The organism is Alteromonas sp. AWQ4_252 (genome assembly GCF_056158205.1).
In genome coordinates this window covers 2,402,304-2,427,833 of the sequence record NZ_JBSWSV010000001.1, presented here as the reverse complement: position 1 = coordinate 2,427,833, position 25,530 = coordinate 2,402,304, and the positions used below count along the sequence as shown (strand labels likewise).

Genomic DNA, 25,530 nt, shown 5'->3' with positions numbered 1-25,530 from the left:
TTCTCTAAAACTTTTTTAAAACAAAAATGGTGACCAACTCGGCGACTTCACTTGTCCATTCGTGGCTGGCAACCTGGCTTTAAAGCGCCCGTCCAGCGAAACCAGAGACAATACCTGCGTTCCGTTGTGAAGAGTGCTGTATATAATCATGCTTCCATTCGGCGCGACACTCGGTGACTCATCCAGATAGGTTCTGGTAAGCACTTGAATCCCGCCATTTTCCAATCCAAGTTTAGCGATATGATAATCGCCACGGGTGCGATTCACTAACACCACCTGTTTACCATCCGGTGTCAGAGTAGCGCCAAGATTCTGCTCGCCTTCAAACGTAAGGCGTCTTACCTTACGAGAAGATAAATTTACGCTATATATCTGAGGTTTACCACCCCGTTCCGAGCTAAAAATTAAGCTATTTCCATCTGGCATCCAGCTGGGCTCTGTATCAATAGCGCGATTTCGCGTAATTCGCTGCAAATTTTTTGATGCAATATCCATCACATAAATTTCAGGATTACCGTCTTTAGACAATACCATAGCCAGTTTTTTGCCATCTGGTGAAAATACCGGGCTGCTGTTAATCCCAGGAAAATCCGTCATTCGCGTTCTTTCCATGGTATAGATATCCTGAATGAATATCTGCGGCCTTTTATTTTCAAAACTCACATAGGCCAGCTTTTCTCCATCAGGAGACCAAGACGGAGACATCAATGGTTCAGGAGATGACAACAAGCGGGTTTCATTTTCACCATCGTAGTCAGAAATAACCAGTTGATAGGGTAAACTGTTGGTTTCCCTGTCTCTGACCACCACGTAGGCCAACCGCGTCAGGAAAGCGCCGCGCTCGCCGGTAAGCTTTTCATACACCACATCACTTATGCGGTGCGCATACTGACGAAAGTCAGCGCCGGCGATAACAGTTTGTCGCTTATCGATAATATGGTCGTCGCTACTCACCAACTGTCCATTGCTCATTGCCTGAGAATTACCACCAGTAACCTGACCTCTGAGAACGTCAATAAGTTCAAAAGAAATGCGGAAGCTATTGTCAGCTTCCTGACTAACACTGCCTACCAGAATTGTATCGACACCTGCCGATGCCCAGGCTCTGTAATTCACTTCTTTATCAGTGGTGGGCATTTGTGGCATTTTTGCTATCGCAATAGGATTGAACTTTCCACTTCGGGTTAAATCAGCCATGACTACATCGGCAATATTACCCGGAGCACTGCCGGCACCTTCCCACTTGAAGGGCACAACACCAATGGGACGAGCACTGTCCACGCCTTCTGTGATAACAATCTCCAAAGAAGCCTGGGCCAGGCCGCTCACACTCAGTAAAATCAGCCCAAAAAACATCCTGATTTGTTTCATCGTCACTACAGTCTCACCGTTATGTTTATATCTCTTATTTGCTCGTACACAGCCGGATCGTCAGACATTGGCAATTTGTCCGGCCTGCGCACGGCGGTTTCTGCTGCGCGGCAAAGCGCGTCATTTCCCCCCAAGCGGGTAACCTGGGTCACGAAGCCGGATGTGGCCAGGCGAATATTTAGTCGGCACTCCTTACCAGAAAAGCTGTCATCGTCGATAAGATAACGCTGAACCGTGGCGGTAATTAACGCACGATAACGATCAACTTCCGACAATACCTGCTTTTGCCTGCGTCGAGCTTGTTCCGCCCTCTCCGCTTCCATCTGCTCTTGCAGGATCCTTTCCATTTCTGCTTTTTCTTTGGCTTCCTGAGCTTTTTTAGCCGCTTCGGCTTTTTCCCGCGCTTCTCTTTCTTTGCGTTCCTGCTCTTTTTGAGCCGCCAGGCGTTTCAGTTCCTGCTGCTTCTTGCGCTCAGCTTCTTGCTGGCGCTGTTTTTCAGCAGCACGCTTTTCTGCAGCCGCCCGGGCCTTAGCTTCCTCTTTGCGTTTACGTTCCTGAGCAGCGGCCTCTCTTGCTTTGCGCTGACGTTCAGCTGCTTCTGCCTGCGCTTTTGCCGCTGCCGCCGCTTCCGCTTTTTGCTTGTCAGCAATGGCTTGTGCATCAATGAAGGTTGCATTAATCACAGGGGCGTCGCTATTGCTGGGCGGCAAAAACGGTTCCGGCGAAAAACTGACGCTAATTAGCAACACTACAGCAATAGCAACGTGAACACCAATGGCTTTCGCTAAAGCTTGTTGGTCAGCATTGAGTTTACGCATAGATATTATTCATCAACCGGGTCGGTCATAAGGCCAACAGAGGGAACCCCTGCTTTCTGCAACAGCACCATCAGTTGAATAACCTCATTGTAAGCCACCTGACCGTCGCCTTTGACCACTACCGGGGTATTGGGCTCTTTTTCAAGTTTTGCGGCAACTAACTCGGTCAGCTCCTGAGTGCCTAACGCGGTATCCTGATCGTTACCGACATTGAGGTAATAATTCCCCTGCACGTCCACCGAAGCGATCAGTGGTGGCGTATCTTCCTGCTCGATAGGCTGAGCACTGGCTTTGGGCAACTCAACTTTAACCCCTTGCGAGATCAGTGGCGCAGTTACCATAAAAATAATTAGCAGTACCAACATCACATCAATGTAGGGAACCACATTGATTTCCGATACTGGTCTGCGCCTTTTTCTTATATACATAGTTTGTCTCCGTGCCCGCAGTTATTGAGGCTGAGCAGACATGGCCTGGCGATGAAGAATAGCTGAGAATTCTTCCATAAAATTACCATAACTGTTCTCCAGCTTTTCCACCTTGTGGCTGAATCTGTTATAAGCAATTACCGCGGGAATAGCTGCGAACAAACCAATTGCAGTGGCTATCAGAGCTTCTGCAATGCCCGGCGCAACCATCGCCAGAGTAGCTTGCTGAACTTCACCAAGTGCTATAAATGCATTCATAATTCCCCACACAGTGCCGAACAAACCAATATACGGGCTGATGGAACCTGCCGTTGCGAGAAAAGGTAAGCGGCTTTCCAGCTCTTCAACCTGTCGGGACATGGAAACGCGCATGGCACGATAGGTTCCGTCCACAATGCCGTTCACGGCAGTATTGCCTTTGCGCAGACGAACAAATTCCTTAAAACCAGAGCAAAAAATATTCGCCATTCCCGACACACCGGTACGGGCTGAGAGTTCTTGGTAGAGTTTATTGAGGTCAGCGCCAGACCAGAATTTATCCTCAAACTGGCGCATTTCTTTTTCAGCAGCATTCAACGCTTTGGTACGCTGAAAGATAAAGGTCCATGAAGCAACAGATACACCGAGTAGTAACAACATGATCAATTGCACTACGAAGCTGGCTTGTAAAAACAAGCCGATAAACGTTAAATCAGATTCCACTGGATAAATCCCCTAACAAAGTGGATGGTAACTTCCGCGGCCTCATCGCCACGGGGTCAACACATGCTATTTTCACGTCCGCGGTAACTAATTTAAGCCCCTGCGGATCTTTTATTTCCTGTCTGAAAGTCAAACTTGCGCCCTTTAATTCTACAATTTGCGATTCAATACTCAACAGTTGATTAAATCTCGCTGGCGCATGGTTATGCATTTCAACCCGTTTGACGACAAAAGCCACTGATTGTTCCAACATTTTATCCTGCTCGTAGCCAAGTTCTCGCAACCACTCTGTTCTGGCCCGTTCCATAAATTTAAGATAGTTGGCGTAGTAAACGATACCTCCCGCATCAGTATCTTCATAATATACCCTGACCTGAAACTGATGAGCCTTATTCAACACCTTCTCCTAAAAAACAAAATAAATAATCAAAAAAAAAGAGACAACTACCGTACCAGTATGGTCCAACCGGTCTACTTTTAGCGTTATAACGCAATAATACTGCGGTAAATTGCAGTATCACATCGCAAGCATTAACACACCATTAACGCATTAGTTTTTCTAATTCAAAATTGAAATTTTACTCAATTGCCGAAAACTCGGTTCTGTTTATAATGCGCACCATCTGTCGAACAGAGCGAAACGGTTTAACACGGTTTTGCACGAGTTTTCTCCTGATTGACATGAGTTCCCTGGATTTATTTCCTTCAACACTTGTTGTTTTAGCCCGTTCAATTTGAACGGGCTTTTTTTATGCCTGATAAAAAACACCAGGACGAACCTGGTGTGTTACCTTTTTATTGACGCCGCCGAAACTGAGCCGATAGTACTTATTCTTGCGGTTCAAAGCCGAAATGCAGATAGGCACGTTGGGACACAATTCGTCCCCTTGGTGTGCGCTGCAAAAAACCCTGTTGGATGAGAAAAGGCTCAATCACATCCTCTATCGTTTCTTTCTCTTCGCCAATGGCTGCAGCCAGGTTGTCGAGCCCAACGGGGCCACCATCAAATTTATCAATAATGGCGGTGAGTAACTTCCTGTCCATGTAGTCGAAGCCTTCTCTGTCCACGTCCAGCATATCCAGTGCTTTTGCGGCGATATCGGCGTGTACTTTACCATTAGATTTAATTTCGGCGTAATCTCTTACCCTGCGCAGAAGTCGATTAGCAATACGGGGCGTACCACGGGAGCGTCGTGCAACTTCTATTGCACCTTCCTCGTCCATGTCGAGATTAAGATAACGAGCACTGCGAACGATGATAGTTGTGAGATCTTTTACCGAATAAAACTCCAAGCGCTGTACGATGCCAAAGCGGTCACGTAAAGGCGATGTCAGTGAACCTGCCCGGGTTGTTGCCCCTACGAGTGTGAACGGCGGCAAGTCCAGCTTGATACTTCGCGCTGCCGGTCCTTCACCAATCATAATATCCAGTTGGTAGTCTTCCATTGCAGGATAAAGTATTTCTTCAACTACCGGACTCAGGCGGTGAATTTCGTCAATAAAAAGTACATCGTTTCGTTCTAAATTAGTGAGCAATGCAGCCAGATCACCGGCTTTCTCTAACACCGGCCCCGATGTCGTTTTAATATTTACGCCCATTTCATTAGCGACAATATTGGCAAGAGTGGTCTTGCCCAGCCCAGGCGGGCCAAAAATCAATAAATGATCCAGCGCGTCCTCACGATTGCGGGCCGCCTGAATAAAAATTTCCATTTGTTCACACACGTGTGGCTGCCCAGTATAATCATCAAGCATTTTTGGCCTGATGGCACGGTCAATAACCTCGTCTTCCGTGGTGGCAGCTGGTGCAATTAATCGGTCCGCTTCAATCATGGGTATCACTCACTAAATAGCTGCTTTTAGGGCTTCGCGGATAAGACTTTCGCTCTCCATCCCATCCTGATAAACCGAGGTGACCAATTTACTTGCTTGGGCAGGTTTATACCCCAATGCAATCAACGCACTCTGTGCTTCTTCTTTGGCATTGTTTAAAGGCACAATAGTATTCTCTTCGGGTTTCGCCATATCAAAGGGGACGTGGATCGCTTCTTGTTTACCAAACTTGGCCAGCCTGTCTTTTAACTCTACCACCAATCGCTCAGCCGTTTTCTTGCCAATGCCAGGTAAACTTACTAGCGCTGACACGTCTTCGTTTTGAACGCTGATAAGAAACTGTGCAGCAGACATGCCCGATAAAATTGTCAGACCTAATTTAGGCCCTACACCATTGGCTTTAATGAGCTCCCTAAAAAGACCTCGCTCCATCTTGTCGGCAAAACCAAAAAGTAGTTGAGCGTCTTCACGCACGACAAAATGGGTGTAGACCGCTACATTTTCACCCACAGCCGGCAATTGGTAAAAACTCGTCATTGGCATTTGTATTTCATAACCAACGCCATTTACGTCTATTAAGACTTCCGGTGGCTGCTTCTCTAGCAAGCGCCCTTCTATACGTCCAATCATTCTATGTTTTTTTACCTTGTTCGATTTACGCGCTATCGCAAACGTCTTCTCACCGTTTTGCTGGCTTTACCTGCCATGTTTATCAAACTTTGCGCTGTATGAGCATGACAAAGTGCCACCGCAAGCGCATCTGCGGCATCTGCCTGGGGCGTTCCCGGCAAATTCAGCAAGTGTTTAACCATATGCTGAACCTGGGTCTTCTCTGCCCCGCCCTTGCCTACCACTGCCTGTTTTATCTGGCGAGCAGAGTACTCGGCTACGGGTAAATCTGACTGAGTAGCAGCCACTATAGCTGCACCTCGCGCCTGGCCTAACTTAAGAGCCGAGTCGGGGTTTTTCGCCATAAATACCTGCTCTATGGCAAATTGCTCGGGTGAAAACTCGCGAATAATTTCCCCTACCCCGGTGAAAATTTGCGCCAGGCGTTCGGCCAGTACATCGCTTTTAACCCGAATGCAGCCACTTCCTAAATACACCAATTTTCCATGCTGGCGGGCAATGACACCATAGCCGGTGATCCGAGAACCTGGATCTATACCCAGTATAATCATGTTCGGGGCCCAGGTACAAATGCTTCTACCGCAAGCCGGTTTGACTGCGACCATAATCTGGTCAGTGCAGCGGGTTTTTCTAACCACTCAAAAGCGAGATGCTCAGTAAGTTTTACGGGGGATGTTGACGGAATTTGAGCGTAGAAGACGTGTTCAGTGTTATACCGCGTACCGGGAGGATAGCGATACAGCCAGCGCTCCCGAATTAGATAGCGATTAATTTGCTGGCAATCAATTATTTGACCAGGCTTGAGAATAATACCGGTTTCTTCAGCGACTTCCCGATATGCCGTTTGCAGTGGTAATTCCGACTTTTCCAGTGTACCGGTAACCGATTGCCAGAAATCTGCGTCATCATCCCTTTGCAGTAGCAGTAAGCGGTGGTGCTCATCAAACAGCACCACCAAAACAGATTCAGGCCTTTTAAAAGCCATATTTACTCTGCTGACTTCTTCACAGTGGCAATGGCTAAATCTTCCAGAGCCTGTGGGTTTGCAGGGCTTGGTGCGTCCGTTAACGGACACGCTGCAGTTGTGGTTTTCGGGAACGCCATCACATCGCGAATTGAAGTTGCACCTGTCATCAGCATAACCAGGCGATCTAAACCAAATGCAAGGCCTGCGTGAGGAGGTGCGCCAAACTGTAAGGCTTCAAGTAAGAAACCAAATTTATTCTTCGCTTCTTCTTTCTCGATGCCCAGCACGTCAAATACGGCAGACTGCATGGCTTGATCATGGATACGAACAGAGCCGCCCCCTAACTCAACGCCGTTTAACACCATGTCGTAAGCATCTGACAATGCATCAGCAGGGTTAGCAACAAGCTCTTCTGCTGAGACACCACGTGGTGATGTGAACGGGTGATGTAGAGCGTATAACGCACCATCAACTTCTTCGAACATAGGGAAATCAACAACCCACAGAGGTTTCCACTCACCTTCTAGGAGTTCAAAATCTTCGCCTAGCTTAAGACGAAGAGCCCCCATGGCTTCGGTAACTACGGTTGCTGAATCTGCACCGAAGAGCAAAATGTCCCCCGCTTTCGCTCCGGTTCTTGCCAACAATGCATCGGTAACATCTTCAGATAAGAACTTGAGGATAGGTGACTGCAGACCTTCCTGGCCCGGCGCTTCTTCATTGACTTTCATCCAGGCCAGACCTTTAGCGCCGTATATTCCAACAAACTTTGTGTACTCGTCAATTTGTTTGCGAGACAAGGATGCACCGCCTGGAACACGAATAACCGCTACGCGACCCTTAGGATCGTTGGCGGGTCCACTGAATACTTTAAATTCAACCTGTGAGAGCAAATCAGCCACGTCGACTAATTCAAGAGGGTTTCGCAAATCAGGTTTGTCACTGCCGTAGCGGGTCATGGCTTCCTGATAAGTCATACGCGGAAAATCACCGAGATCAACATCGAGCATTTTCTGGAACAAATCGCGGATCATTCCTTCCGTGATCGCCATTACACCGTCGGCATCAAGGAAAGTGGTTTCAATATCGATTTGGGTAAATTCCGGTTGTCTGTCGGCACGCAAATCTTCGTCGCGGAAACACTTAACAATTTGGTAGTAGCGGTCCATGCCAGACATCATTAGCAGTTGCTTAAACAACTGAGGGGATTGTGGCAGCGCGAAAAACTCACCTTTATGAGTTCTGCTAGGAACCAGGTAATCGCGAGCTCCTTCCGGGGTAGCTTTAGTCAGGATCGGCGTTTCTATGTCCAGAAAGCCATCATCTTCCAAATAACGTCGCACTGCCCCGGTTACTTTCGCGCGGAACTTCAAGCGATCAGTCATTACAGGACGACGAAGATCGAGATAACGATACTTCAGGCGCTGTTCTTCTGAATTTTCCTGGTTCCAATCTAAGGGCAGTACCGCAGATTTATTGATGATTTCCAAAGACAAACCAAGAATTTCGATTTCGCCCGTTCGCATGTGTTTGTTGATCTGCCCTTCAGGACGAGGACGAACCTTTCCGGTCATTTTTACACAGAACTCACTGCGCAACGTATTTGCCACATCCAGTACATCGGGAAGATCAGGGTCGAAAACAACCTGAACAATACCTTCGCGGTCCCGAAGGTCGATAAAAATAACACCACCTAAGTCGCGGCGTTTGTTAACCCAACCACAAAGTGTCACTTCCTGGCCGATGTAAGATGAATCGATATTCCCACAGTAATCTGTGCGCATGGTCCCTGACCCCTGAATAATTAATCTGAGCGAGTATGTTGCCGCTGATAGTTGGGTTTACCTGATGCACAAAGCGTGATAGATAAAGCAAACTGACAGCCATCGCTCAGTCTTGAGACTAAATTTAAGGCCGCATAGTATAAACAAATGCTTGCTAAAGCCCAATGACAAATGCAGATTTGCACAACTAACTGATGAATTCGCTATCACCTGTTTATATCGGACTGCCCCAGTGGCAGCACAATCAATGGCCAAATAACTGGCATGGAATGTCGTCGGCCCGCGTAAACCCCCTCTATCACTATGCCAGACAGCTCAACAGTATTGAGGGGAACACTACCTTTTACGCCTTACCTAAACCGGCAACGGTAGCCCGCTGGTTCGCTGATACGCCGGACGATTTTCGCTTTACCTTTAAACTGCATCAATCGGTCACCCACAGCGGCATCATCGATCCTAATCATCCCATTATAGCGAAGCAATATGAACTATTACTGCCATTAGCTCAGAAGTTTGGCGCGCTGCTAATTCAGTTGCCAGCATCATTTTCCCCAAACCAGTTGGGGCAACTGGCCAACTTACTTTCCGAGCTACCTGAAACCATACCGGTGGCAGTTGAAGTGAGACACCTGGCATTTTTTGCCAAAGATACACAGGAGGCTGAGTTTAACCGCTTACTTATTGAACATGGTGTAAACCGGGTTATTATGGACACTCGGGGTTTATTCAGTGGCGATGCAGATAATATTATCACTACCGAAGTCAGACATAAAAAACCCAAGGTGCCGGTTAATGTTATCGCCACCCATGATAAGCCGGTTGTGCGATTTGTCGGTGGCAACAGCCTTCGTGCTAACATTGAAAAATTGCAGCCCTGGATAAAGAAATGTCACCAGTGGCGCAGTGAAGGAAAATCGCCTTACTTTTTCTTTCACCGACCTGACAATGCCGATGCGCCCTGGTTAGCACAGCAGTTCATTAGCGCTTATAACACCCGTTATCCCGACAGCACACTGCCACTGCTGTCTTTTCCTGAACCGCGAGAAGACAGCCAGGCGCAGCTGTTCTAATCAAATCGGATTCGAATTCCGCTATTAGTAACATTGTGCAGGCTCAACTTCAGCGCCTGGAACAATTCTCCGCGAGATTATTTTAGCAAACTCCCAAAAAGCGTCTTCGCTATTTAACGATTGATAGCATCAATCAAACACAACTTGATTTCTGCCCTTTTCTTTTGCTTTGTACAGCTGTGCATCTGCGCGATTAATAATATTTTGCAGGGTAACGTCAATCTCGGGATTAAAACGGGCAACTCCCATAGAAAAGGTCACGACATGGTTATCGGGCAAACCTTCAATGGGCGTAGCTGAGAATGAGCTGGCCAAGCGTTCAAAAATGCCAGTTATTTCGTTTTCATCTATTGTATTAAAAACAAAACACCATTCTTCTCCACCATAACGGCCAAATCGGTCGCTGTCTCGTAAGCAGCTTTCGCAACTCGCCGCAAAAGCTTTTAAAACGTTGTCGCCCGTATTGTGACCAAAATTGTCGTTCAAAGACTTAAATTTATCTAAATCGGCAATTGCGATTGTGAAGCACGAGTGATCTTGTATTGATTTGTTGAATAGATGCTCTGCTGCTTCAAGAATATTTCGGCGATTTGGTGAAGAAGTGAGTGCATCGATAAACGCCAATTTTTTCAATTGACGGCTGTGCCTAACTTGTATAGTGAGCATGAGTAATGCAAAGAACAAAGCAAATGTAATAAACGCAGCGCCTAAAACCCACATGTCACTTTGTCTTTCTTGTTCTTCAATTTTCATCGTTTTCAATTCATTCTGCAAACGCAGCGACTCATTTTCTTTCTCTTTGAGCGTTGATTCAAATTGAAGCTTATATTTCTGCGCACCTTGCTGATTTTCAGCATGATGGATTTTGTCTTTTAAATCTGCGTTGATATGAAGAATTTCTACAGCCGTTTTAAAGTCACCTTTAAGCTCTGCTAACCTTATAAGGAGCTTATTATATTCAAATTGATCCTGTTTACTATTCAGCTGTGCATTAATGACATTAAGTTTGTCCATGGTTAAAACAGCATCGCCAAGTTTGCCTAGTTCTAAATAACACCTGCTAAGTCCAAGAAGCGCATTAAGTTCCATTTGCAAGTTCGAATTTAGTACAAACGCTTTATAACTTCTCTCATAGAGTTCAACAGATCGCTGATACTCTTCTCTGGCTACATAGACATCCGCCAAGGCAATTTGTGCATAGGCAACACCCACATCATCGTCTAAGAGCTCGCTCAATTTTAACGCTTGCTCATAGGCATGTTCAGCTTTATCGTAAGCGGCAGTTTTGAAATACACGTTTCCTACATTGTACTGACCGACCGATACAGAGAATTGGTCATTACTTTCAACGGCAATGTCCAACGACTGGCGATAGTATTTAAGCGCAGTATCAGCATCACCCATATCATTGCTGACAGTAGCCATTAGATTGAGCACGCTCCCCAGACCATTCATGTCTGCAGATTTTTCGTATAGCTCAAATGCCTTTTCCAAAGATCTTATTGCGCCAGCGTAGTCATAAAGATATAGCTGGCTCGCTCCGACTGATTCATAAACTCTTGCAGTCAATGGCGTGTATTCGAGGTATTTCGTCTGTTCTATTAGCCTCCGTTGTTTTCTGCGTATCTCGTCATCATTAAGACGCAAAGACGCCAGCTCTAAATCAATGATATCCAAGCGGACAGCGAGGTCTTTATTGTCAAGGTTAACAGCTTCCTGTTTTAATCTGGCTAATTTGTTAGAGGTCAGGTCTGGATCGTCTAACAATAGTAAAACTTCACACTCCATGATTTCGGCTACCAACGCCGCTTTTTTCCAGCCATTTTTATCACTAAGTTCAAGGTGTTGGCGGTATAATGAGCGCGCCTCTTGTGGAGCAAGGTCTTTTTGTTTGTTTAAACGTTCCAGCTCGTTTAATAGAGAAAGCTCATCAGTAATATTTCTCTGATCTTGTGCAGCCCCTTGAAAACTTGCAGCTATGAACGCTGCAAAGATGAAAGCCGACACAAGTCTTATATAAAGTTTCACCAAGAAGACTTCCTTTAACGCAACTAAAATATGATTTACTGGCGCTGATGTGTAAAACCTACGATTTGCCGAAATAACCGGTCTATTACGCCATTACTCTCAAGAATTACAACATGGTCAAATGTAGGTGATGAATCATAAAGAGCGCGAAACCTCAGCGTTAGCAGGGTGATTCTGACGGCAACGCCATAGTTAAATACTATATTTGAAAACCATGTGCCGTGTTTCACATCTATTTTGATAATAGCTAATAGCTTCATATGCGCAACTCTTTTGCACTGAAGGGTGGGTCCCCGTAGTCAACGACGACTGCGAAGTTTCTTGAATAAAAAGAAAGTCAATTGATACAACCTGGTCGTTTCCAAAGCGGAAGCCGTTCCATGCAAAGCACTAGCATTGCACAAACCGACCTCTTAACCAATTGAATATTAATTAAAAATCAGAAACTTTCAGCTTCTAAAGGATGGTTTTCATTGCAGCATTTCATCTGAAATCACCAGCATCTAGCTCGTGTTTTTTCATCAGCTTGTGCATGTCAGTACGATTTCGACCGGCGAGTTCAGCTGCCCGGGTGACATTACCGTCTGTCATTTTCAAAAGTTTGTGTAAATACTTTTGCTCAAATGCATCTCGTGCCTCTGTTAGCGTTGGCCAGCTCTCTCGTGTTGCTGACAATGCCTGCTGTACCAGATGCAACGGTATAACCGGGGTTTGCGTAAGTGCGACACACTGCTCGACCACATTGACTAATTGACGAACATTACCCGGCCACTCCGATTTCACCAGCGATTGCATGGCATCATCGGAAAACTGGGTAACATTAACGCCATGACGATGACCACTTTGTTGCAGCAGCGCCCGGGCTAAGAGTGGAATATCCTCGCTGCGATCTTTCAGTGACGGAAGTTGCAAGTTGACGACATTCAGGCGGTAATACAAGTCTTCCCGAAAACTGCCCTCTTCCATTTCCTTGTGCAAATCTTTGTGAGTTGCAGAAATGATGCGAACATCGATATCAACGTGTTTTGCGCTGCCCACCGGTCGAATTTGCCGTTCCTGTAATGCCCGCAGTAGCTTAACCTGCAGAGTCATAGGCATATCGCCAATTTCATCGAGAAATAACGTGCCACCATCAGCCTCCCTGAACAAGCCAGGGTTCGCATGTACAGCACCCGTGAAAGCACCTTTTGCATGGCCGAACAACTCAGATTCCAATAAATTTTCCGGTAGTGCCCCGCAATTAATGGCTATAAACGGTTTATTGTTCCGGGAACTCGCGCGATGAATTGCGTTTGCCAGCAACTCCTTACCTGTTCCACTGGCACCGCTAATAAGCACACTTACTTCTCGCTGGGCGATACGGTAAGCCTGATCCATCACATTCAGCATTTCTGGCGAACGGGTAATAATGTCTCGACACCACTCTTCCGGTTGTGCCGCTAACGACTGACTGAGTGCTTTTTGCAGCAATGTGCGCAATTCATCGTGATCCACCGGCTTAGGTAAGAATCCGAATACACCCCGTTGCGTCGCTGCAACTGCATCGGAAATAGTGCCGTGAGCAGTCATTAATATCACTGGAATGTCTTTGCGTACTCCCATGATCTCTTCAAATAACGATAGCCCATCCAGGCCTGGCATGCGTAAATCTGACAACACCACATCAAAATCTTCACTTCGAATTTTCTTCAATGCAGCATTACCATCTTCGACGGCTGTTACTAAATATCCCTCGCCTTCTAAACGAATAGTAAGAAGACGAAGCAAGCTCCTATCATCATCTACCAACAATAATCTGGCATTGTTGACTGATAATTCGCTCATCGCTGGGTACTCCTGTTTTTATCCATCAGAGTAGCTTCGACTTTTAGCAACTCTTCCAATTTCTTTGTTTGTAACGTCAGTTCTTTTTCGATCATAGAAAGCTGTTTTTCTTTATCTGTGTTCACGCGATTCAGAATGACCATCGCGGACTCTAATTCCAGCATTTCACCATTAGGCGATTTCACTAGTGAATTCACCACACTCAACATCGAAGGGTTTATTTTTACTTCGACTGCGGTGAGCCAGTGTTGTGCGCGTAATCTACTTTGGTAAGGTGTATCCACGGGGAGGGACAGAATAATTTTCTTTAATGTGTCCTCTGTTGAATCACCAAGAGCCGCTATGGCATCGCGCCTTTCAGGCCATCGTGTATTATCAGCTTTAACCCAAAGATTTACCCAATAATACAAATCACATTGGTTCTCAAATTGCTCAAGGGCTGGTTCAACCAGGCACAAAGAATCATCTTCCTCGAGAACCGGCGAATCCGTGTTGGACTCCAGTGGCACAACTGGTGCCGAACCTTCACGTTCAATCGCTGCACAACCGCCAAGCAACATCGCCAACGGCAGCAACATTCTTATTCTCATTCTTTATTTTCCTCTTGCGGTATCCTTACCCTAAAACACACATCCGCATTTTCCACATCCACCACTTGCACATCACCGTGCATCAGGCGTGCGCAGTCTGAAACGATAGACAACCCTAACCCTGTACCGATGACATTGTCGTTCCTTGGGTCGTCACCGCGGGTAAATGGTTCAAATAATTTGCTTACTTTCTCGGCTGGAATTTTTTTCCCTCTGTTCGCAACATCAAGAATTGCATCATCACCCACTCTATAGATATTCACTGATATCGGCCTGCCTATTGCGCCATGAGCAACCGCATTAGAGACCAAATTATCCAGTATTCGGCGATACAATTCTTCATCAACGTTAATACTCTCTACAGACACAGAGACAGACACTTCACGGTCTTGCAAGGCCAAGGTGTAATCTTCAATACAATCACGCACCAGGTCTTTCGGATTACACGTAGTAAACTTTGGCTGTGCCTGCTGTAAGAGCAAATTGTAATCGAGCAGTTTTTCGACCAAGGTGTTGAGGCGCTGGGTACTTGAAGATAGCAACGTGAGCACCTCAGCCTGCTGAGGATTAAGGGCACCAACCACATTATCAGAAAGCAAACTACACCCTTCTTTAATACTGGCCAAAGGGGTTTTCAGCTCATGGGCAGCATGACGCAAAAGTGCTGTGCGAATGTGTTCAAGCTGCTGTAAACGCTCTGCAAGCCAGTGCAGATCTTTCTCTACACCAATCAATTCATGAGGCGCCCTGGTGGAGAGCGGAGGTAAATCGCCACGCTGATGCGCTACGATCTGTATTATTTGTTTGAGTTTTCGCACTGGGTTCACAATTAACTGGCTTCCCAGTAAGATCAGCAACAGTGAGACAGAAACCAGCACGGCTGTAGACCATGCTTGCTTGGCTTGCATACTAGACATGTTTTCACGCTGCCGAGTCAAGCGGGCCTGAATTGCTTCATCAACATCTGACCTTATGCCCTGCATAGCTGTACTGAGGGTGGCAAGATAGGCATCCAGCAACAACTTGTCCTGAATAGTACGAAAATTCCGTAATTGCTCAATCTGTTTATCGAGTTGCTGACAAAACTCACTCTCAGGTAACGCCTCACACAGCCTCGATTTACTACCGGCAAATTGTAGAATGGCGTTATCGGTCAGGTCGGCAACTGTGGCGTTCTGTATGATAGCAAACTGCCTTAAAGTCCTTTCAAGATCAGTCGCGGCGCCATCAAGGGCCTGAAGCTGTCCAACCACTGTCACTACATAACGGGTTTCTTCCGATGTCATCTTACCCACGGTAGCCAAATCGCTTTGGCTCTGCCATAACAGGGCAATAAGTGGCACCAATGCCAGCAAAAAACTGCCTAACGTGAGTTGTCTGAGGGAACCTACTCGCAAAATTCGATCACTAAATGAAGTCCGGTTTTTCAGGATCGCACACCCCTATACATGTAGCAACAGATAACGGCACCAGTGGTATAGCACCGTCGGTAAATAGAATTTGTATTCACTTTTTAACGCGACATTGTGATAATTTCTACATAGTCGCTTTTCATGAGTTCCTGAGTGCTGAGTAAGCCGTCAGCATTGTCATCTATACGGCTAAAAAGCCTCAACAAACGTGTGTCTGCCACCGCCTCTTTTAAAGATATGAAACCATCCTGATCATCGTCAAACTGCAACAGCAACTCAGTATCTGTAGGGACCTTATCTGTATTCGCCTGAGATTCCGCAATCACCATAGATTGAACAGTCACCAAAGTAAGTAGAGCGAGAAAGAGTTTTTCAAAGCGTTTCATCATGTTCTCCTGTGTTCAAACGCGAACACGGTGCAGGCGCGGGCCAGCCTGAACATCATTCGCGAATAGCCATAATCGCATTCACAACTTGCGTAGCACAGACAATGCCAGGAAGGAATTACGAAGAAAAATCAAATGGTTAAATTATTAGCCCAAGGAGAAACGAATGTCAGTGTTGCATAATAGTTACACACAACACCTTCGAAATTGATGCTTTTATACACACTTTTACTTTCTTTTCGTCCACATTGGACAACGTTTTTGGGCTATTTTGCTGAAGAAAGCAAATGGCTGAAATTCTGTGACATGGTCAGTAAGCCAGACAATGGTACGGGACGGCTGAATAGAAAGCCTTGCATATGATCGCAACCGTGGTCTGCCAAATATTGCCATTGACTGGTATGCTCAATACCCTCGGCACAAACGGTTAACGACAATCGGTTTGCCAAATCAATGATAGTGCCAGTCACCAGAAGACTGCGCTTGGAGCTATCCATATCGCGAATAAATTGACGATCGATTTTCAGCGTATCGATGGTTATCCTGGTCAGATAACTGAGGGAAGAATACCCGGTACCAAAGTCATCCAGGGCAATCGAACAACCTAAATTGCTTAGCCGTTTAAAGAATTTATCGGCAATGACGAAATTTTCCAAATAAGCAGACTCGGTCACCTCAAATTCAAAAAAACTCGGATCGACCTGGTAACGCTGGAACAGCGCGTGAATATCGTCAAATAAATTGGTATGACGCAAATCGTGGCCAGACAAATTAATAGCCACCCGAAACCGGCTTGATATCAGCATTTGTAAATCGGGTAATTCCATACATACCCGCTCCATCATCCAATAAGTGATAACAGAAACCTTTCCTCCTTGTTCCGCTATAGGAATGAATTCGCCAGGCATAATTAAACCGAAATCGGGATGCTGCCAGCGTATCAGCGCTTCTAAACCGATAATGGCACCTTGCATGTCAACCTTAGGCTGGTAGTAAACGAGAAGCTCATCATTTCGCACTGCGTTATCAATGCTATTTGCAATAGACATTTTGCGTTTGTGAGATTCCACCATATCCATGGTAAATAACGTGTACGTTCCCCGCCCCTTGGCTTTTGAACGGTACATAGCAAGGTCCGCATTACTCATTAACTGACTGAGCTCAAATTGGGCGTCGCTCGCCTTTGCGATCCCCACACTTACCCCAACGGTTAAGGCCATACCACGAAGAGAAAATGGTTCAGTGAAAGCTTGTATGAGTTTGTCAGCAAGATTGCACAGCGCCACATCGGCGACCTCTCGGTCTGGCACGATAATAAATTCATCACCGCCCAGACGAGCAACGAGATCGCCCTCCCGCAGTAAATTGTTCACCCGATCAGCAACTTCAATCAGGATGAGATCGCCGGTTTCATGCCCAAGGGAGTCGTTTATGCCTTTGAAGCCATCCAAATCGAAAAAAATAAGAGCAAGATCGCCTTTCGCTCTTCGAACTCTGGCCAGCTCCAGACGTAAGTTGTCCACCACAAACTGACGATTCGGCAAGCCCGTAAGACTGTCGTAATTCGCCAGGCGCATCATGGTCTGCTGCTGTTCAACTAATGTATCGTTTTGTTCCTGGTTTATAGTCAGCTCAGCATCAATTGTTTCAATGAAACTGTTAATGCTCTCTCCCAGACGAGCAACTTCGTAGTGCGCGTTGTGCGAAAAACGGGACGTATAATTTTTACTTTGAGAAATAGATTCAGTGAAGTTGCTGAGCGCTTGCAACGGCTTCAGGTAACGCCCCATTAACCATACAGATAACAGAACAAACACCAGGACAATACCAAATACATACGGAAGTGTTCTATTGACAAGTGCGGAGCGGTTTTCCTCGATAAAATCGGCCAGTTGAGCAGTAATAATTACGCTGCCAAGCACACTACCGTCATGCTCAATGAGCTTGACGGCCAACAACCGCTTTTCCCACACATGGGCGCCTTGGCCAAACAGGGGAAACGAAGTTCCAGCGTTTTTGTCAGTTGTGTTTATATCACCAAAATAAGCATAGGTGATGAGTTGTTTGTCGGCATCGAAAATGTGGATAGCGATGACATTCGATAGTGATGAGAGCGTATTGAGCTCAGTTTGTATGTCTTTAATGGAAAGGTTTTCAGCACCCATTTCGTCGCTGAGATCTTCCGCAATCATTGCTGCAAGCCCGTAAGTATAATCACGTTGCAACGCAGTGACCTGAGACTCGTGTTCCCTTAAGGACAAGAAAAACAAAATACAGACCGAAATTGCAATTGCGCCAGCAACGACCAATGCCAATGGCCACTTCATTGATTTAAACAACGCTTCCATTCCTTAAGTACAGCACGTCGCCAGTCTTAATTTATGTTATGCAATATACCGCTATTCAGTTACCGATAATTTGGCTTTAATAAACTGGCTGTGAGGCAAGTGTAATAAATCTGCTATGCGCCGGATAATATGCTCTTCCAATGGAGCAATTTGTTTGTCTGCGTAAGCAACCTCCCACAATCCCTTTAGGATAGCTTGCTTTTCAGTATTATTACACTGTTGATTAATAACCTGGGTAAACTGTGCTAAATCCACTGCTTCTTCAGCCGAGTCCCGCCCATCTTCCATTAATACTGAGAGCGCCTTATCTGACAATGAAAAATGAGATGATAGCAACGATTCATAAGCCGCCAGTTCCCGCGGGTCAGTGTTGTTGTCTGCTCGAATAATTTCACTTAACAAGGCTGCAGTCGCCAGTTCAACTGTGTGAGCGTCGGCCCCCTCATTTTTTTCCTGGCGAAACAAATCGAAAACGGCTTTCAGCATAAAGTCTCCTAAAGTGCAGTTGTTTATATTACAACAATCCCCGTCTCGCACTTTGGCAACAAGGGAGTTTATTATAGTACGTTGATTCTATAAAACAGACTACAACAATGGATTGTTAAGGTTCCCCAAGATAGGACAAACAGGTCATTATGGAAGAAGAACAACACTCTCTAGCGAGCCATGGATACACTGGCCGTAACACGGGTGCCTTTTTCGGAATACTCAACCCAATCGCAAAGTTCCTTTAAAAGTGAAATGCCCCGCCCAAACGTATTAGCCAGGTCGTCATCCTCCAGCTTGTTGAAATCAAACCCCTCTCCGCTGTCTTTCACCGATACTAACAAGGCATTATCTGCAGGTAAAAACTGCAGATCGAAACGAATTTGCCCGCCCTCCAGCGCCCCGAGACGTTTCTCTCTGATTTCATAGAAGCGAATAAAGCCTTCTGGCGAATTTTTTATAGACGAATCAAGGCGCAGTACACCATGATCCAGGGCATTATTAAAAATTTCAGAGAAAATTGTGTACAAGTCTGAACGCACCAGAACAACACCGGGCTGGGAATTGAGCATTTCCATGAGGGAATCTATAATTCGGGGGTTTCGAAGCTCTGCCCCTTGCAGCGTGAGACTAATCGTGTAAGGAAGCTCGTTGGTGGAAAACCCGTGTTTAAGAGACGAAAGTGACTGACAATTAAAGATAACGATGGTCATATCATCGGTCTGCTGTGCATCTCCCCGAAAAGACTTAGCTTTGTTGTACATACCCTGAGCTGTGGAAACATCGTCCTTGCTGAACCAGTCAATGATACCGTGCTCGTCAGCCATTTCACCTGAAGGGTTCATCACTTCCATAAGACCGTCTGTATATAACAATAATTGGTCGTCCGGCTCAGCTTCTATCACATCACAATCAGAATCAAACTCGTCGTTCGTGAGAATGCCAAGTGCCATATGGCGGGATGGAAAAAACCTCAATTGCCTGTCATGGGCGTTTTTAAGCATCACCTGAGGCATGCCGCCATTCCAGACGGTAAACCGGGTTCCGGATATATCCACTTCAACGATACAAGCGGCAAAAAACATGTCTGATGGCAGTAGGGAAAGCAATGTATCGTTAATGGTCACGGCCATTTCACTCACCGCCAACCCCTTTTTTACCATGGCTTGAAAAGCACGGCTTACCGGTAATACGCCGATTGCTGAAGCCAGGCCGTGACCAGTGAAATCACCAATGAGAAAATATGCACCGCCAGCAGGACTCGCTTCACATAAAAACACATCGCCATTAAATACTGCCGCTGGAGAAATGATATTATCGAAAAAACCAAGCACATCGGGCTGGTTAACTATCGCATTGTCGAAGATGTGTTCTACAATGGCATGTTCACGCTCAACGAGACGCTGGTGATACAGCAAACTCTGGTTCTGCTGTTCTATCTGTCTGCTCAATTGACGAATCCTGCTATGAGCACGAATTTTGGCAGACAGAATGACTCTGTCAAAAGGCTTTGAAACAAAGTCGTCACCACCCACTTCCAAACACTCTACTAAACTCTCTTTATCATCCAGCGAAGTGATAAAAATAATTGGCAGGTAGAGGTTTGCGCTCATCGCCTTCAACTTTGGCGCAACATCAAAGCCAGAAATCCCTGGCATGATGACGTCAAGCAATACCAAATCCGGTTCAATTTGCTCCGCCATCGTCAACGCCTCTTCGCCGTTCCGGGCTTCAAAGCAGTCGCTGTAGCCCTCTTCCTCAAGCATGTGCTTTAACAGAAATCGATTTAGCGATTCATCGTCAACAATTAAAATTCTCATGGGAACGGATAGCGACTTAAGCGATGACAAATTTTTTGTCGAACCGGGATATTTTCAAAATGCGGCTAACCTGCGCCCGGCAATGGGTAATTTTGTACTCAATCTGCCTGTCACTCAGTGTTTTTTGCATATTTAGCAGCATGCCCAATGCGGAACTGTCCATGTACTCCGTATCGCTCAAGTCAACTTCGATGACTTTTACTTTTTCGGGTAGGTTATCGTAAGCATCACGAAAGCCCTGTACTTTACCAAAGTCAAATTTTTCATCCACCTTAATAACCAGGGTGGTGTCGTTATCCGTCAACTCAGAAGTTATGCCCATCGTTTGTAAACCTTGTTTTAATCGGTAGTTGATAACAAGCGTAGCCTGAATCCGTTCTTTCTCAATAGATTATGATGGTAATTTTTATAATTCAATTGGGTTTTCGACTATATTTACCTATTATTGGCACCTTTATGAAAGCGGAATAGCTTGTGCAATCAGAGTCCCCTCGGCTCTAAAAGGTGTTATTAATTATAAGCAACACGGAAAATGATAACTTATGCAAGATTCAAATTTGGTCTACAGTACAGAGAGTGGCCGGATAAAAAATGAAACCACTTCAGAAACTCGCTCAGTGTCAAAAGATGGGATTGTAAGGATCCACCGCGAAACAAAAGGAAGAAAAGGAAAAGGGGTTTCCGTTATCCACGGATTAGATCTGGATGAAAAAGCACTTAAGACACTGTGCACTGAATTAAAGAAGAAATGTGGATGTGGTGGTGCTGTGAAAAACGGTACGATCGAAGTGCAAACCGACGACAGGGAAAAATTGAAAACCCTGCTGACGCAAAAAAATTACAACGTAAAACTTGCTGGTGGTTAGCCTCGATACCCTTCTGCTGTTCCTGAAAGACGCTTTTAAATGAGAAGAACCCATGGACAAACTGTCAATTGCTGACTTACATATAGTGTTAGTTGAACCCTCTGACACTCAAAGAAAAATTATTACCAACCTATTGCACAAGGAAAATGTCAGAGAAATTGATTCAGTAAGCACGATTACTGAAGCACGGCAGGCCATTGAGTCTCACAGCGCAGACCTTGTCGTTAGCGCGATGTATTTTGAAGATGGCACAGCGATTGAATTACTGAAATTCATTAAGGACAACCCGGAATATGCAACGATTCCGTTTATGTTAGTCTCCAGTGAATGCCGAATGGTGAAGCTTGAGGAGTTCAAGCAAGCAGGTGTCGCCGCAATTTTGCCCAAGCCTTTTGAACCCTTACACTTGTCTCGCGCATTAAGAGCGAGCCTTGATCTTATAAATCACGACGAACTCGATTTAGAATTATTTGATGTTCATGAAGTAAGAGTGCTTCTTGTTGATGACAGTCGATTGGCTCGAAACCATATCCGCAGGGTATTAGAATCCATGGGGTTGAAGAAAATCACCGAAGCAGAAAACGGTGCAATGGCCCTTACACACATCAAAGATACACCTTTCGACCTTGTAGTGACCGACTACAACATGCCCGAGATGGATGGCCGGGAACTGTCTGAGTTTATTCGCTATAGCCCTGATACAGCCCACATTCCGATTATTATGGTAACGTCCGAAGCTTCGGACAGCATGCATATGGCAAACATTCAGCAAACTGGTGTCAACGCGTTGTGTGACAAACCCTTCGAGCCCACGGAAGTGCGAGCTATGCTTGCAGCCCTGCTCGGAGAATAGCTGATGCACTGACGGTGAGCCCCGTATTTTTGATTTGCCATGTGCTTAACATAAATAAAGTTGTGTGTGAATAGAGCCCATTTCTTGGTGGTATGCTCACTGTAAAAAACTATTGACACTTAAGCAACCGCAGCTTAAAGTCAGGGGCATGAAATTTAAAATAGTATACGCTGCAAACTTCTTTTTTGGCTTTTTCACCTTCGCCTGAAGGAGGATATGTCGCGTGTATAAACCTCCTCACGGGAGGTTTTTTTTTGCCATAATCACGAGTGGAACACTATGTCAGACACCGCATTAGACGCAATAAGGAAACGCATCACTGAGCTTGACAGCCAACTGCTAACCTTGTTAGCTGAGCGCCGCCAACTCACCAATGAAGTTGCAGAAACAAAAATCAAGCATCACATCCCTGTACGAGACGTAAAACGGGAAGAGCAATTGCTTGTAAGGTTAATTAAAGAAGGCAAGGCAGCAGGTCTTGACCCGCATTATGTTACGCAAATTTTTCACGTGATCATTGAAGACAGCGTACTCAATCAGCAAGCGATGTTAGCAGAGCGCGCAAACCCGGGAAGTGCGTTGCCATTAAATCGCGTGGCATTTTTGGGCGACAAAGGTTCTTATAGCTATCTTGCCACACAAAAGTACTTTTCCCGCAGACCCGGAGAACTCATGGAAATGGGTTGTCAAAGCTTTGCTGAAATCGTACAAAAAGTTGAAAAAAATGAAGCTGACTATGCGGTTTTACCTATTGAAAATACCAGCTCCGGTAGTATTAACGAGGTCTATGACCAACTCCAGCACACTCAGCTTAGTATCATTGGCGAACTCACCCACCCTATCAAACACAGCTTGCTAGTTGCAAAAGATACAAGCATTGGAAAAATTAAAACTTTATACGCTCATCCACAGGTATTTACCCAATGCAGCCACTTTTTAGCAGAGCTGGGCAATGTTGAAGTGAAGACCATGGACAGTACGTCTTCTGCAATGCTTACGGTAAGCGAACTGCAACGGGACGATGTGGCAGCTATTGGCAGTGAAGCAGGCGGTAATCTGTATGGCTTAATGGCTATTAAGTCAAACCTCGCGAACCAGAAAGAAAACCACAGTCGCTTCTTCGTAGTTTCGAGAGAACCTGTTACTGTACCTTTGCAGGTGCCCGCCAAGACAACCATAATCATGTCGACCGTTCAGAAGCCTGGTGCCTTGGTCGAAGCTCTGACGGTGCTTAAAGACAACAAACTTAACATGACGAAGTTAGAGTCTCGCCCTATTCCTGGCAACCCTTGGGAAGAGATGTTCTATATTGATTTTGAAGGAAACCTGCAAGATGGGCCCGTACAGACCGCGGTAGAAAGCCTCAAAAAAATCACCCGTCATTTGCAGGTGCTCGGCTGTTACCCAAGTGAAGAGGTTAGCCCAACTAAGGTTGCAGCAGCCAACGCTCTCACTGAAAACTAATCCACGCTTTGCTCCCACAGTAGTTTTAGTTCACACTAAATTTCCATTTCCTTTCGAACCGGTCACTCAGGCCGGTTTGCTTTTTCCATCCTATTTTGGCAGTGTTCGCCTGAGTTTTTTCATCAGCGATTATCCAAACCCAGGTTTGTAGACACCTTGAAGCATTTAATAAATACAGCAATAGCCTCACTTTATTTACAACCAAGCCCACAACATAGTTTATATCTGCCTCAAAGGAATAGTTAGTGCTCAATGAAAAGTGAGCCAAATTCACACCTGGCAAAGTATAAACCCCAATATTACCTAAATGTACACAGGCAAGTCACATTAGCCTGGTAATTGTCCTTTGTACCGTTTGTTATAGATTTATTTGAGGAAAACCATGCCTTCTACAGTACTACGCAACTTCATAGACGGACGCCCGTTGAGTAACCAGTCGGGTGAAACATTTGATGTTATTAACCCAGCTACAGGAGAAGTTACTTACCAAGTGGAAGTGGCGGACGAGAGCATTCGCCAGGCAGCTATAGAAAGCGCCCAAAAAGGGTTTCAACAGTGGTCGTCAATGACGGCCATGTCTCGGTCGAGGATCCTCCTTAAGGCTGTCGCACTATTAAGAGAAAAGAACGACACCCTCGCTGGTTACGAAGTACTGGATACGGGGAAACCTATTCAGGAAGCAAACGCAGTGGACGTCGTAACCGGCGCAGATGCCATTGAATACTTCGCTAACCTTGCGCCAACACAGGTAGGCCAGCAACAAAATGTAGGCGACGATTTTTACTACACTCGCAAAGAACCATTGGGCATCTGTGCGGGGATTGGCGCGTGGAATTACCCTATTCAAATTGCCTGTTGGAAATCCGCCCCCGCTTTGGCCGCAGGCAACGCTATGATATTTAAACCCTCAGAAGAAACTCCACGAGGTGCAGTGGAGCTTGCAAATGTTTTTATCGAAGCCGGTGTTCCTCCAGGTGTCTTCAATGTTGTTCACGGTGACGGAGGGGTCGGTCAATGGCTTACCACTCATAGCGATATTGAAAAGGTGTCTTTCACGGGCGAAGTGGGGACCGGTCGAAAAGTCATGGAGTCGGCGGCGTCGAACTTAAAAGACGTCACCATGGAACTCGGCGGAAAATCACCTTTGATTGTGTTTGACGATGCTGATGTGTCAGAAGCAGTCAGTGCAGCGATGCTCGGTAATTTTTATACCCAGGGTGAAGTGTGTACGAACTGTACCCGGGTTTTTGTACATGAAGCCGTTTACGACAAATTCATAGCTGAGCTTGTAGACCGAACAGAAAACAACATTGTCGCTGGCGACCCGATGGACCCCAATGTCAACTTTGGTGCACTTATTTCCGCAAAACATCAGCAGTTAGTGCTCGATTACATCGAGAAAGGCAAGGCAGAAGGCGCGACCCTTGCAACCGGAGGTAATGCACTTTCTCCTCAAAGTGCACCGAACGGATATTTTGTAGCGCCAACGGTATTCACAGATTGCAGTGACGACATGACCATCTGTCGCGAAGAAATTTTTGGCCCTGTAATGAGTGTGCTTACGTTTAAAGACGAAGACGAAGTGATCTTCCGGGCTAACAATACTCCTCTGGGGTTAGCTGCCGGGATCATGACACGGGATGTTCAGCGGGCACACCGCGTCATCCACCAATTACAAGCAGGAATATGCTGGGTTAATAGTTACGGTGCCTCGCCTGCCGAGATGCCAGTTGGTGGCTACAAGTTATCGGGAATTGGTCGGGAAAATGGCATTGAGACGCTGGACCACTATACCCAAACGAAATCTGTTTATATGGGTATGGTAAAACTCGACGCGCCGTTTTAAGGAG

25 protein-coding genes are annotated in these 25,530 nt (G+C 45.8%); 5 read left to right on the top strand and 20 right to left on the bottom strand.

Going from position 1 to position 25,530, the window contains the following annotated elements:
* Positions 1–15 precede the first annotated feature (15 nt).
* From tolB to aspS, 10 genes are all read right to left on the bottom strand, one after another.
* Positions 16–1,371 (bottom strand): Tol-Pal system beta propeller repeat protein TolB, encoded by a 1,356-nt coding sequence (gene tolB / locus ACXACM_RS10735; RefSeq protein ID WP_474821652.1) that lies wholly within the window; start codon positions 1,369–1,371, stop codon positions 16–18.
* A gap of 5 nt (positions 1,372–1,376) precedes the next feature.
* Positions 1,377–2,189 carry a cell envelope integrity protein TolA gene (gene tolA, locus ACXACM_RS10730; protein WP_474821651.1) on the bottom strand — a complete coding sequence of 271 codons (813 nt, stop codon included), beginning with the start codon at positions 2,187–2,189 and terminating at the stop codon, positions 1,377–1,379.
* 5 nt (positions 2,190–2,194) lie between these two features.
* Positions 2,195–2,617 carry a protein TolR gene (gene tolR, locus ACXACM_RS10725; protein ID WP_216025987.1) on the bottom strand — a complete coding sequence of 141 codons (423 nt, stop codon included), beginning with the start codon at positions 2,615–2,617 and terminating at the stop codon, positions 2,195–2,197.
* Positions 2,618–2,638: 21 nt separating this feature from the next.
* Complete coding sequence (tolQ, locus tag ACXACM_RS10720; protein ID WP_216025986.1) at positions 2,639–3,319, bottom strand: protein TolQ; 681 nt, start codon at positions 3,317–3,319, stop codon at positions 2,639–2,641.
* Positions 3,309–3,716 carry a tol-pal system-associated acyl-CoA thioesterase gene (ybgC, locus tag ACXACM_RS10715; RefSeq protein WP_474821649.1) on the bottom strand — a complete coding sequence of 136 codons (408 nt, stop codon included), beginning with the start codon at positions 3,714–3,716 and terminating at the stop codon, positions 3,309–3,311. The genes tolQ and ybgC overlap by 11 nt, the downstream gene beginning before the upstream one ends.
* 431 nt (positions 3,717–4,147) lie before the next feature.
* A complete protein-coding gene (gene ruvB, locus ACXACM_RS10710; protein WP_474821647.1) occupies positions 4,148–5,152 on the bottom strand; it encodes a Holliday junction branch migration DNA helicase RuvB in 1,005 nt (334 codons plus the stop codon).
* Between the two features lie 12 nt (positions 5,153–5,164).
* The gene (gene ruvA / locus ACXACM_RS10705) at positions 5,165–5,782 is read right to left on the bottom strand and encodes a Holliday junction branch migration protein RuvA (RefSeq protein ID WP_474821646.1); all 618 of its coding nucleotides are present in this window, start codon (positions 5,780–5,782) and stop codon (positions 5,165–5,167) included.
* 32 nt (positions 5,783–5,814) lie between these two features.
* Positions 5,815–6,333 (bottom strand): crossover junction endodeoxyribonuclease RuvC, encoded by a 519-nt coding sequence (gene ruvC, locus ACXACM_RS10700; protein ID WP_474821645.1) that lies wholly within the window; start codon positions 6,331–6,333, stop codon positions 5,815–5,817.
* Positions 6,330–6,767: a dihydroneopterin triphosphate diphosphatase gene (gene nudB, locus ACXACM_RS10695; protein ID WP_474821643.1), complete on the bottom strand. Its 438-nt coding sequence runs from the start codon at positions 6,765–6,767 to the stop codon at positions 6,330–6,332. The genes ruvC and nudB overlap by 4 nt, the downstream gene beginning before the upstream one ends.
* A gap of 2 nt (positions 6,768–6,769) precedes the next feature.
* On the bottom strand, positions 6,770–8,533 hold the full coding sequence (aspS, locus tag ACXACM_RS10690; protein ID WP_474821642.1) for an aspartate--tRNA ligase: 1,764 nt from the start codon (positions 8,531–8,533) through the stop codon (positions 6,770–6,772).
* A 194-nt stretch (positions 8,534–8,727) separates the two neighbouring features.
* Between aspS and ACXACM_RS10685 the strand changes: the two genes are divergently transcribed.
* Positions 8,728–9,603, top strand: a complete 876-nt coding sequence (locus tag ACXACM_RS10685) for a DUF72 domain-containing protein (RefSeq protein WP_474821641.1) — start codon at positions 8,728–8,730, stop codon at positions 9,601–9,603.
* A gap of 129 nt (positions 9,604–9,732) precedes the next feature.
* On the opposite strand, the gene ACXACM_RS10680 is transcribed toward ACXACM_RS10685, so the two are convergent.
* From ACXACM_RS10680 to ACXACM_RS10635, 10 genes are all read right to left on the bottom strand, one after another.
* On the bottom strand, positions 9,733–11,631 hold the full coding sequence (locus ACXACM_RS10680) for a tetratricopeptide repeat-containing diguanylate cyclase (protein WP_474824311.1): 1,899 nt from the start codon (positions 11,629–11,631) through the stop codon (positions 9,733–9,735).
* Between the two features lie 35 nt (positions 11,632–11,666).
* Positions 11,667–11,891: a hypothetical protein gene (locus tag ACXACM_RS10675; RefSeq protein ID WP_474821639.1), complete on the bottom strand. Its 225-nt coding sequence runs from the start codon at positions 11,889–11,891 to the stop codon at positions 11,667–11,669.
* A gap of 223 nt (positions 11,892–12,114) precedes the next feature.
* On the bottom strand, positions 12,115–13,455 hold the full coding sequence (locus ACXACM_RS10670) for a sigma 54-interacting transcriptional regulator (protein WP_474821637.1): 1,341 nt from the start codon (positions 13,453–13,455) through the stop codon (positions 12,115–12,117).
* The gene (locus ACXACM_RS10665; protein ID WP_474821635.1) at positions 13,452–14,045 is read right to left on the bottom strand and encodes a hypothetical protein; all 594 of its coding nucleotides are present in this window, start codon (positions 14,043–14,045) and stop codon (positions 13,452–13,454) included. The genes ACXACM_RS10670 and ACXACM_RS10665 overlap by 4 nt, the downstream gene beginning before the upstream one ends.
* Positions 14,042–15,445, bottom strand: coding sequence for a sensor histidine kinase (locus ACXACM_RS10660; RefSeq protein ID WP_474824309.1), 1,404 nt, complete (start codon positions 15,443–15,445; stop codon positions 14,042–14,044). The genes ACXACM_RS10665 and ACXACM_RS10660 overlap by 4 nt, the downstream gene beginning before the upstream one ends.
* Positions 15,446–15,558: 113 nt before the next feature.
* Positions 15,559–15,846, bottom strand: a complete 288-nt coding sequence (locus tag ACXACM_RS10655) for a calcium-binding protein (RefSeq protein WP_474821633.1) — start codon at positions 15,844–15,846, stop codon at positions 15,559–15,561.
* A gap of 263 nt (positions 15,847–16,109) precedes the next feature.
* A complete protein-coding gene (locus tag ACXACM_RS10650; RefSeq protein ID WP_474821632.1) occupies positions 16,110–18,182 on the bottom strand; it encodes a putative bifunctional diguanylate cyclase/phosphodiesterase in 2,073 nt (690 codons plus the stop codon).
* A 60-nt stretch (positions 18,183–18,242) separates the two neighbouring features.
* Positions 18,243–18,677, bottom strand: a complete 435-nt coding sequence (locus tag ACXACM_RS10645; RefSeq protein ID WP_474821630.1) for a tellurite resistance TerB family protein — start codon at positions 18,675–18,677, stop codon at positions 18,243–18,245.
* Between the two features lie 170 nt (positions 18,678–18,847).
* Positions 18,848–20,497 carry a SpoIIE family protein phosphatase gene (locus tag ACXACM_RS10640; protein WP_474821629.1) on the bottom strand — a complete coding sequence of 550 codons (1,650 nt, stop codon included), beginning with the start codon at positions 20,495–20,497 and terminating at the stop codon, positions 18,848–18,850.
* A gap of 16 nt (positions 20,498–20,513) precedes the next feature.
* A complete protein-coding gene (locus ACXACM_RS10635) occupies positions 20,514–20,819 on the bottom strand; it encodes an STAS domain-containing protein (RefSeq protein ID WP_474821628.1) in 306 nt (101 codons plus the stop codon).
* Positions 20,820–21,039: 220 nt separating this feature from the next.
* Here ACXACM_RS10635 and yciH point away from each other — a divergent pair, with 220 nt between their 5' ends.
* The 4 genes from yciH to betB all read left to right on the top strand — a co-directional run bounded on the left by yciH (position 21,040) and on the right by betB (position 25,526).
* Positions 21,040–21,363: a stress response translation initiation inhibitor YciH gene (gene yciH, locus ACXACM_RS10630; RefSeq protein WP_474821626.1), complete on the top strand. Its 324-nt coding sequence runs from the start codon at positions 21,040–21,042 to the stop codon at positions 21,361–21,363.
* A gap of 52 nt (positions 21,364–21,415) precedes the next feature.
* The gene (locus tag ACXACM_RS10625; RefSeq protein WP_474821624.1) at positions 21,416–22,216 is read left to right on the top strand and encodes a response regulator; all 801 of its coding nucleotides are present in this window, start codon (positions 21,416–21,418) and stop codon (positions 22,214–22,216) included.
* Positions 22,217–22,495: 279 nt separating this feature from the next.
* Complete coding sequence (gene pheA / locus ACXACM_RS10620) at positions 22,496–23,680, top strand: prephenate dehydratase (protein WP_474821622.1); 1,185 nt, start codon at positions 22,496–22,498, stop codon at positions 23,678–23,680.
* A gap of 382 nt (positions 23,681–24,062) precedes the next feature.
* Positions 24,063–25,526 (top strand): betaine-aldehyde dehydrogenase, encoded by a 1,464-nt coding sequence (gene betB, locus ACXACM_RS10615; protein WP_474821620.1) that lies wholly within the window; start codon positions 24,063–24,065, stop codon positions 25,524–25,526.
* The last annotated feature ends 4 nt before the right edge of the window (positions 25,527–25,530 follow it).

Bases quoted from the DNA above. Each gene is read 5' to 3' on its own strand.
- ruvC (WP_474821645.1), bottom strand. From the start codon at position 6,333: ATGATTATACTGGGTATAGATCCAGGTTCTCGGATCACCGGCTATGGT.
- ACXACM_RS10685 (WP_474821641.1), top strand. From the start codon at position 8,728: ATGAATTCGCTATCACCTGTTTATATCGGACTGCCCCAGTGGCAGCAC.
- ACXACM_RS10665 (WP_474821635.1), bottom strand. From the start codon at position 14,045: ATGAGAATAAGAATGTTGCTGCCGTTGGCGATGTTGCTTGGCGGTTGT.
- aspS (WP_474821642.1), bottom strand. From the start codon at position 8,533: ATGCGCACAGATTACTGTGGGAATATCGATTCATCTTACATCGGCCAG.
- ACXACM_RS10670 (WP_474821637.1), bottom strand. From the start codon at position 13,455: ATGAGCGAATTATCAGTCAACAATGCCAGATTATTGTTGGTAGATGAT.
- nudB (WP_474821643.1), bottom strand. From the start codon at position 6,767: ATGGCTTTTAAAAGGCCTGAATCTGTTTTGGTGGTGCTGTTTGATGAG.
- ruvB (WP_474821647.1), bottom strand. From the start codon at position 5,152: ATGATTGAAGCGGACCGATTAATTGCACCAGCTGCCACCACGGAAGAC.
- ACXACM_RS10640 (WP_474821629.1), bottom strand. From the start codon at position 20,497: ATGAGAATTTTAATTGTTGACGATGAATCGCTAAATCGATTTCTGTTA.
- ACXACM_RS10675 (WP_474821639.1), bottom strand. From the start codon at position 11,891: ATGAAGCTATTAGCTATTATCAAAATAGATGTGAAACACGGCACATGG.
- pheA (WP_474821622.1), top strand. From the start codon at position 22,496: ATGTCAGACACCGCATTAGACGCAATAAGGAAACGCATCACTGAGCTT.
- ACXACM_RS10655 (WP_474821633.1), bottom strand. From the start codon at position 15,846: ATGATGAAACGCTTTGAAAAACTCTTTCTCGCTCTACTTACTTTGGTG.
- ACXACM_RS10625 (WP_474821624.1), top strand. From the start codon at position 21,416: ATGGACAAACTGTCAATTGCTGACTTACATATAGTGTTAGTTGAACCC.
- tolA (WP_474821651.1), bottom strand. From the start codon at position 2,189: ATGCGTAAACTCAATGCTGACCAACAAGCTTTAGCGAAAGCCATTGGT.
- ruvA (WP_474821646.1), bottom strand. From the start codon at position 5,782: ATGATTGGACGTATAGAAGGGCGCTTGCTAGAGAAGCAGCCACCGGAA.
- betB (WP_474821620.1), top strand. From the start codon at position 24,063: ATGCCTTCTACAGTACTACGCAACTTCATAGACGGACGCCCGTTGAGT.
- yciH (WP_474821626.1), top strand. From the start codon at position 21,040: ATGCAAGATTCAAATTTGGTCTACAGTACAGAGAGTGGCCGGATAAAA.
- tolR (WP_216025987.1), bottom strand. From the start codon at position 2,617: ATGTATATAAGAAAAAGGCGCAGACCAGTATCGGAAATCAATGTGGTT.
- tolB (WP_474821652.1), bottom strand. From the start codon at position 1,371: ATGAAACAAATCAGGATGTTTTTTGGGCTGATTTTACTGAGTGTGAGC.
- ACXACM_RS10645 (WP_474821630.1), bottom strand. From the start codon at position 18,677: ATGCTGAAAGCCGTTTTCGATTTGTTTCGCCAGGAAAAAAATGAGGGG.
- ACXACM_RS10635 (WP_474821628.1), bottom strand. From the start codon at position 20,819: ATGGGCATAACTTCTGAGTTGACGGATAACGACACCACCCTGGTTATT.